This window comes from Vibrio sp. D173a, assembly GCF_030248475.1.
In genome coordinates this window covers 1-7,994 of record NZ_JAHGAH010000234.1, presented here as the reverse complement: position 1 = coordinate 7,994, position 7,994 = coordinate 1, and the positions used below count along the sequence as shown (strand labels likewise).

The following is a 7,994-nucleotide window of genomic DNA, read 5'->3' as shown; positions in this document are numbered from 1 at the left end:
ACAGATTGATAGGTCTATATTGTTAAAGAGCTTTCCTATTGAGCCTTGCTCAAATCGGACGGCCATTCTAGCGAGTTAAAGTTTAGTGTCAATCACTTTTTTCAAGCGTTTCCGCTTGGCTAATTGGCTTGCTAACTCAACCTCGTTTCTTTCGAAGCATTGCCGTGTCAACGAGGTGGCATTATAGAGATTGAGATCACATTGGCAAGCCCTTTTTCTCGTTTTTTTTGATTTTTTTATCGTTCGGATAAATTTGCATCAAAAGCGGTCAAAAGAGCACGTTATTTCTACAGTTCTTTGAATTTATCTGCGAAAAGAGCCACTTTTTCCCAATTGGTGTATTCCACCTCTTTAGTCGTATCGGTTTCGCCACCAGTCATCGACATAATGAACTTAATCATAGTTCTATCGAACCAGCTGTAACGTGGGTAATAAAGTGCACCGGCAAAAACACCGATTAAGGTTGGTTTCCACGGCGACTTAATTAGGAACTTACGAATGTAAGCACTGCCTTCAGGCGTATCCTTTCCTTGTTCTTCTTTGCGAGCGGTTAGATTCACACAGAAAAATGCCACTTTACTTTGCTCTAGTTGAGTTAGGTTTTTCTCAATAAACTGGTATAGCTTCTTATTAAGATGACCATAACGAATAGATGCGCCAATCAATACTCTGTCGTATTGGCTGAAATCCATCGCCTCTACATTATGTAAATCCACCAGCTCGCAATCGAAGTCTGGTAGTTGTTCATCTATATAGTGGAGAATTTTTTTCGTCTGCCCTTCACGGGAAGAGTATAGAAATAATGCTTTTGCCACGATTTCCCCTTAGCTACGCCAAAACGTCGGCGTAAGTAGAATAAGTAAGGTAAAGATTTCCAAACGACCAAACAACATAGAAACAATCAATACCCATTTTGCTTTATCGTTAACATCACCAAAGTGAAGTGCCACTTCTCCCAAGCCCGGGCCAAGGTTATTCAATGTTGCCGCTACCGCGGAGAACGCACTTAGTTCATCCATTCCAGTAGCAATCAAACACAGCATGCAAACCACAAATACCAGCGCATAAGCAGAGAAGAATCCCCAAACCGCATCAACGACACGTTGTGGTAGTGCACTGCCACCCACTTTAATGGTGTAAACCGCACGCGGGTGGACCAAGCGCTTCAGCTCACGAGCACCTTGTAAGGTCAGTAACAGAATACGGATCACTTTCATACCGCCACCAGTCGAACCAGCACAACCGCCTATAAAAGACGAGAACAACAGCAACACTGGTAAGAACAATGGCCAATCAGCAAAACCGGTTGTGGTAAAACCAGCAGTAGTAGATATCGACACGGTTTGGAATAGCGCCTGATCAAAAGCGTCATATGGCGAGTCATATGAGTGGTGATTCAACAATAACAGGAAGCACACCAAAAATAAGACAACTTGTATGAAGATGAACGCACGGAACTCTGGATCTTTCCAATAGTATTTAGGATGCACGCCGCCGGACGCAAACGCGGCGAAGTGCAAAGAGTAGTTACATGCCGATATCAACAAGAAGACAACGGTAATCATGTTAATGGCATAGCTATCGAAATAGCCCATGCTGGCGTCGTGTGTGGAAAAACCACCGATGGCAATCGTAGAGAAGCTATGACTAATGGCATCAAACGGTGTCATACCTGCTAACCAAAATGCCAAGGCACACGCAATAGTCAGACTCAAATAGATGTACCACAGTGCTTTTGCTGTCTCAGCAATACGCGGGGTCATCTTAGTATCTTTTACCGGTCCTGGTATTTCAGCTCGATACAGCTGCATACCACCGATACCAAGAACAGGAAGAATGGCTACCGCCAACACGATGATACCCATGCCGCCAAACCATTGCAGGAGCTGACGATAAAATAAGATCGCTTTTGGCAGTTCGTCGAGCCCGACAATGACCGTCGCTCCCGTTGTCGTTAAAGCAGAGAAAGACTCAAAAAATGCGTCAGTCAAAGATACATTGGGATTATCTGAGATAAGGAAAGGAATAGAGCCAGCACTACCGAGTACAGTCCAGAAAAGAACAACAATAAGGAAGCCATCACGCGCTTTAAGCTCGTGTTTATGCCTGCGGTTTGGGAACCAACATATCCCACCACATACGAGAAGTACGAAGAAAGTCGTGACAAAAGGTACACCCGCACCATCTCGATAGATAAGCGCAACCAGCGCAGGCGCGAGCATTGTGACACTAAAAAGTGCGAGCAATAGCCCGACGATTCGAATAATTGAACGAAATTGCATGGATTGATTGACTAGCGAAGCTGTCCCTGTGGCTTCCTATTTTTCATTATTTTCCGTCTAGTGGGGTGACAATTGCCTTTGCACCACTTTTGTTGATGATAGCTTGGGTAAACGCGCTCACTTCACGTAGCTCAATTTCCACCACTAATACCACCTGATCGCTGTATTCAGCATCCACTTCAACCACACCAAACTGGGGCATAAGCGACTGTGCGATAGGCATAAACCCATAGTCTAACTCTAGTCGGAGTTTTGTGGTTATTTTTTTCTCAATTGTTTGAAGCAGCTTGAGCGCTTGTTGCACTCCACCACCATAAGCTTTGACCAAACCTCCTGTACCAAGCTTAATGCCGCCAGAGTAACGAGTGACCACCGCGGTGATCTCTCCAACTCCAGAGCCAGACAGCTGAGCGAGGATTGGTTTACCTGCCGTCCCTGAAGGTTCTCCATCATCACTAAAGCCCCACTTCATCGAATCTTCTGGTCGACCAGCAACAAATCCCCAGCAGTTGTGCCTTGCATCAGAATGTTTGGTTTTGATCTGCTCAACGAATGCTTTCGCCGCTTCAACGCTTGGTGTATGCGCTAAGTAAGTAATAAAGACACTCTTTTTAATCTCTTCTTCAAATTGAGCAGGCTGAGCAGGAATCAGATAAGGCAGGTCATTCATAGGATTAGGTCACTTTTCTCTTTGTTCAGAGTCTATCACGAGAGGTAATTGTGAGTCGCATAAGATCTGCCTTAGCGCACAATGTTAAACACTTGTTTAAAAAATGTATTGAAATTAACCGATCCGAAGTCCAAACTAACTCCACTGGTCAAACCAGAACAATAAATAAAACGACTTTCCTCTATATCGATTTGCTGCCCTACAGGCGCTCAGCCCGCATCAAATTGGTATACAGACAATCCAAGATTGTATGTCATGGAGATAGACAATGATTTACCAAGCCGAAACCCTACAGGTAAAGGAAGTACAAGATGGTATTGCAGAACTAAGCTTCTGCTCTCCAAAATCCGTTAACAAGCTCGACCTAGCAACACTAGAGTCACTCGACAAAGCCCTTGATGCACTAAAAGCGCACCAAGGACTGAAGGGCTTGATGCTCACCTCAGATAAAGACGCGTTCATTGTTGGCGCTGATATCACCGAATTCTTAGGTCTTTTCGCGAAGACAGACGCTGAACTCGATCAGTGGCTGCAATTTGCTAACAGCATCTTTAACAAGCTGGAAGACTTACCGGTTCCGACTATCTCGGTACTAAAAGGTCACACGTTAGGTGGCGGTTGTGAGTGCGTGCTTGCCACTGACATGCGAATTGGTGACAAGACCACCAGCATCGGTCTACCAGAGACAAAACTGGGCATCATGCCGGGCTTTGGTGGTTGTGTGCGTCTGCCACGTGTTATTGGCGCCGACAGTGCGATGGAAGTGATCACACAAGGCAAAGCGTGTCGTGCGGATGAGGCATTAAAGATTGGTCTTCTGGATGCGGTTGTCGATAGCGACGCACTTTACGAATCAGCACTCAAGACACTGACCTCCGCAATCAACGAGAAGTTGGACTGGCAAGCTCGTCGTAAGCAAAAGACATCACCACTTACGCTAAGTAAGCTCGAATCAATGATGAGCTTTACCATGGCGAAGGGTCTAGTGGCACAAAAAGCAGGTCCTCACTACCCTGCTCCAATGACAGCTGTTATTACTATTGAAGAAGGTGCTCGCTTTGCTCGTAACGAAGCACTCGACATTGAACGTAAGCACTTCGTAAAACTGGCTAAGTCTGAAGAAGCAAAATCACTGGTTGGTTTATTCCTCAACGACCAATACATCAAAGGGCTTGCGAAAAAATCAGCTAAGTCAGCGAGTAAAGACACGCAACGTGCAGCTGTACTTGGTGCGGGCATTATGGGCGGCGGCATCGCCTACCAATCTGCATTAAAAGGCGTACCAGTTTTAATGAAAGACATCGCGCAACCTTCACTCGATTTAGGCATGACTGAAGCATCTAAGCTGCTAAATAAACGCTTATCTCGTGGTCGCATTGATGGCTTTAAGATGGCTGGCATTTTAGCGTCTATCACACCAAGCCTACATTACGCAGGCATCGAAGAATCAGACGTGATTGTTGAAGCCGTAGTAGAAAACCCGAAAGTAAAAGCAGCAGTGCTGAGTGAAGTCGAATCACATGTCGGTGAAGACACGGTTATCACCTCAAACACCTCGACGATTCCAATCAATCTATTAGCGAAATCACTAAAACGCCCAGAAAACTTCTGTGGCATGCACTTCTTCAACCCAGTGCACCGCATGCCTCTTGTTGAGATCATCCGTGGTGAACATACCTCTGATGAAACCATCAATCGTGTTGTTGCGTACGCAGCGAAAATGGGTAAATCACCAATTGTCGTTAATGACTGCCCTGGGTTCTTTGTAAACCGCGTGTTGTTCCCATACTTTGGTGGCTTCAGCATGCTACTTCGAGACGGTGCTGACTTTACGAAAATCGACAAAATCATGGAACGTAAGTTTGGCTGGCCGATGGGACCTGCATACTTGCTCGATGTTGTTGGTATTGATACTGCTCACCACGCACAAGCCGTTATGGCGCAAGGTTTCCCAGAGCGTATGGGTAAACAAGGTCGTGATGCGATCGATGCACTGTTCGAAGCAAGCAAATACGGTCAGAAGAATGGCAGTGGCTTCTACAGCTACACCATAGATAGAAAAGGTAAGCCGAAGAAAACCTTCTCTGAAGAGATCTTGCCGGTGCTCGCTGACGTTTGTGCTGATAAGCAGGACTTTGACGATCAAACCATCATTCAACGTATGATGATTCCAATGATCAACGAAGTGGTATTGTGTCTACAAGAAGGCATCATTGCCACTCCACAAGAAGCGGATATGGCATTGGTTTACGGTCTTGGTTTCCCTCCATTCCGCGGCGGCGTATTCCGCTACCTAGATAGCGTAGGTATTGCTGAGTTTGTTGCAATGGCAAAACAATACTCAGAGCTTGGTGCTATGTACCAAGTACCGCAGATGCTGATTGATATGGCGGCGAAAGGTGAAAGCTTTTACGGTGCACAACAGCAAGGTTCTATCTAAGGAGGGATTCTAAAATGACTAATCAAACAAGAAATGTTGTCGTAGTCGATTGTCTACGTACGCCAATGGGTCGCTCTAAAGGTGGTGCTTTCCGTCATACACGAGCAGAAGATCTATCTGCGCGCCTGATGAAGGGCATTCTTGCGCGTAACCCACAGGTAAACACAAGCGAGATTGAAGATATCTACTGGGGCTGTGTACAACAAACCCTAGAACAAGGCTTTAACGTTGCCCGTAATGCGGCGTTGCTTGCTGGCCTACCAATTGAGATTGGCGCCGTGACGGTTAACCGCCTGTGTGGTTCATCCATGCAAGCGCTTCACGACGGTACACGTGCCATTATGACGGGTGACGCTGAAATCTGCCTAATTGGTGGTGTTGAGCACATGGGACACGTACCAATGAACCACGGCGTGGACTTTCACCCTGGCATGTCAAAGACAGTTGCAAAAGCAGCAGGCATGATGGGCTTAACGGCAGAAATGCTTGGTAAGCTGCATGGCATTAGCCGTGAGCAACAAGACGAGTTTGCTGCGCGCTCTCATGCTCGTGCACATGCTGCAACCGAAGAGGGTCGTTTTAAAAACGAAATCCTACCAATTGAAGGTCATGCAGCTGACGGCACGCTGTTCACTTTGGATTACGATGAAGTGATTCGCCCTGAAACATCCGTTGAAGGTCTGTCTCAACTTCGTCCTGTTTTCGACCCAGCAAACGGTACAGTAACAGCCGGTACATCATCGGCGCTGTCTGATGGTGCATCAGCGATGTTGATCATGAGCGAAGAGAAAGCCAATGAACTTGGTTTGAAGATTCGCGCACGCATTAAAGGTATGGCAATTGCCGGCTGTGATCCTTCTATCATGGGTTACGGCCCTGTACCTGCGACGCAAAAAGCACTCAAACGTGCTGGTCTTTCAATTGAAGACATGGATGTGGTTGAGCTAAACGAAGCATTTGCAGCGCAATCTCTACCATGTGCTAAAGACTTGGGTCTGCTTGATGTGATGGATGAGAAGGTCAACCTTAACGGTGGTGCGATTGCATTGGGTCACCCGCTTGGTTGTTCTGGCTCACGTATCTCGACGACTCTGATCAACCTAATGGAAGCCAAAGACGCGAAATACGGCCTGGCAACCATGTGTATCGGTTTAGGTCAGGGTATTGCGACCGTATTTGAACGACCTTAGGTTATTTGAGAATCACAGCAAATACTCCAATACTGAAAAGTTTTAGGTTTACACTTAAGGGCGGCATCTGATGTCGCCCTTTGTTTTACGCCAAACATTGCTTACATGCACAACAAGCATAAATTAAATGCTCAAGTTTCATTTTATTCATAGACAAAGAAGACATACACTTAGCAGCAGTTGATATCTTGCTGCATGTGACCCAGAGTCACGCTACCGCACAATCGGAGAACCTTATGTTTAATGCTCTAGTTCTAAATCAAGAAGACAAACGTACTATCGCTAGCATCGAGCAAATCGATGAAACACAACTGCCTGAAGGCGACGTTCTGATTGACGTTGATTACTCATCGTTGAACTACAAAGACGGCCTTGCAATTACAGGTAAAGGTAAAATCATCCGTAACTTCCCGATGGTGCCGGGTATTGACCTAGCAGGTACAGTAGTAAGCTCAGAAGACGACCGCTACCAAGCAGGCGACAAAGTTGTTCTTACTGGTTGGGGTGTAGGTGAAAACCATTGGGGCGGTATGTCTCAACGTGCTCGTCTAAAAGCGGATTGGCTAGTACCACTACCAAAAGGTCTAGACAGCAAGAAAGCAATGATGGTGGGTACTGCTGGCTTCACGGGCATGCTATGTGTTCAAGCACTGCTTGATGCAGGCATCAAACCTGAAAATGGCGAAATCCTAGTAACTGGCGCAAGTGGCGGTGTAGGCTCAGTAGCCGTAACGCTTCTAGCACAGCTTGGCTACAAAGTTGCTGCAGTAACAGGTCGCGTAGAGAAAAATGGCCCACTACTAGAAAAACTTGGTGCTAGCCGTATCATCGACCGCGTTGAATTTGAAGAGCCAGCACGCCCGCTTGAAAAGCAAGTATGGGCAGGTGCCGTTGATACTGTGGGCAGTAAAGTACTAGCAAAAGTATTGGCGCAAATGGATTACAACAGTGCTGTTGCGGCTTGTGGTCTTGCAGGTGGCTTCGATCTACCTACGACAGTGATGCCATTCATTCTACGTAACGTTCGTCTACAAGGTGTGGATTCTGTTTCATGCCCATTTGAAAAACGTACTGCAGCATGGGAAAAATTGGTTGAGCTACTACCAGACAGCTACTTCGAACAAGCTTGTACTGAAGTTGAACTGGCAGAAGCACCAAAATACGCTGAAGACATCACAAACGGCCAAGTAACTGGTCGTGTGGTTATCAAGCTATAAGCGTTAACTCTTTAATAGAATGAACAAAGCCGGGTCATCACCCTGTCTCTTGATCACAAGTCTAGTGATCAAGAGACATTGCGCGTTCGTAGCCCTCAAGGATGGTTTGTAGTTTAAACCATCCTTCCCAAAGCACCTTTATTGAAGCTCTACCCGTCCTTTTGGTATCTTTCCAACCGCCTAATTTAGCGAGAT

At 46.2% G+C, this 7,994-nt stretch carries 6 protein-coding genes; 3 read left to right on the top strand and 3 right to left on the bottom strand.

Annotated features, from left to right (window positions below; genetic code table 11):
* Nucleotides 1–287 precede the first annotated feature (287 nt).
* Genes hemG through KIV40_RS21270 form a run of 3 tightly spaced genes read right to left on the bottom strand, consistent with a single transcriptional unit; the run spans nt 288 to nt 2,952 of the window.
* Nucleotides 288–815 (bottom strand): menaquinone-dependent protoporphyrinogen IX dehydrogenase, encoded by a 528-nt coding sequence (gene hemG / locus KIV40_RS21280; protein WP_079402779.1) that lies wholly within the window; start codon nt 813–815, stop codon nt 288–290.
* 9 nt (nt 816–824) lie between these two features.
* On the bottom strand, nt 825–2,282 hold the full coding sequence (locus KIV40_RS21275; RefSeq protein WP_228175600.1) for a TrkH family potassium uptake protein: 1,458 nt from the start codon (nt 2,280–2,282) through the stop codon (nt 825–827).
* 46 nt (nt 2,283–2,328) lie between these two features.
* On the bottom strand, nt 2,329–2,952 hold the full coding sequence (locus tag KIV40_RS21270; protein ID WP_005532881.1) for a YigZ family protein: 624 nt from the start codon (nt 2,950–2,952) through the stop codon (nt 2,329–2,331).
* Between the two features lie 268 nt (nt 2,953–3,220).
* On the opposite strand from KIV40_RS21270, the gene fadB reads away from it, so the two are divergent.
* From fadB to KIV40_RS21255, 3 genes are all read left to right on the top strand, one after another.
* On the top strand, nt 3,221–5,392 hold the full coding sequence (fadB, locus tag KIV40_RS21265) for a fatty acid oxidation complex subunit alpha FadB (RefSeq protein WP_045451465.1): 2,172 nt from the start codon (nt 3,221–3,223) through the stop codon (nt 5,390–5,392).
* Nucleotides 5,393–5,406: 14 nt separating this feature from the next.
* Nucleotides 5,407–6,582, top strand: coding sequence for an acetyl-CoA C-acyltransferase FadA (gene fadA / locus KIV40_RS21260; protein ID WP_285351176.1), 1,176 nt, complete (start codon nt 5,407–5,409; stop codon nt 6,580–6,582).
* A gap of 236 nt (nt 6,583–6,818) precedes the next feature.
* Nucleotides 6,819–7,799: an MDR family oxidoreductase gene (locus KIV40_RS21255; protein WP_009708064.1), complete on the top strand. Its 981-nt coding sequence runs from the start codon at nt 6,819–6,821 to the stop codon at nt 7,797–7,799.
* Nucleotides 7,800–7,994 lie beyond the last annotated feature (195 nt).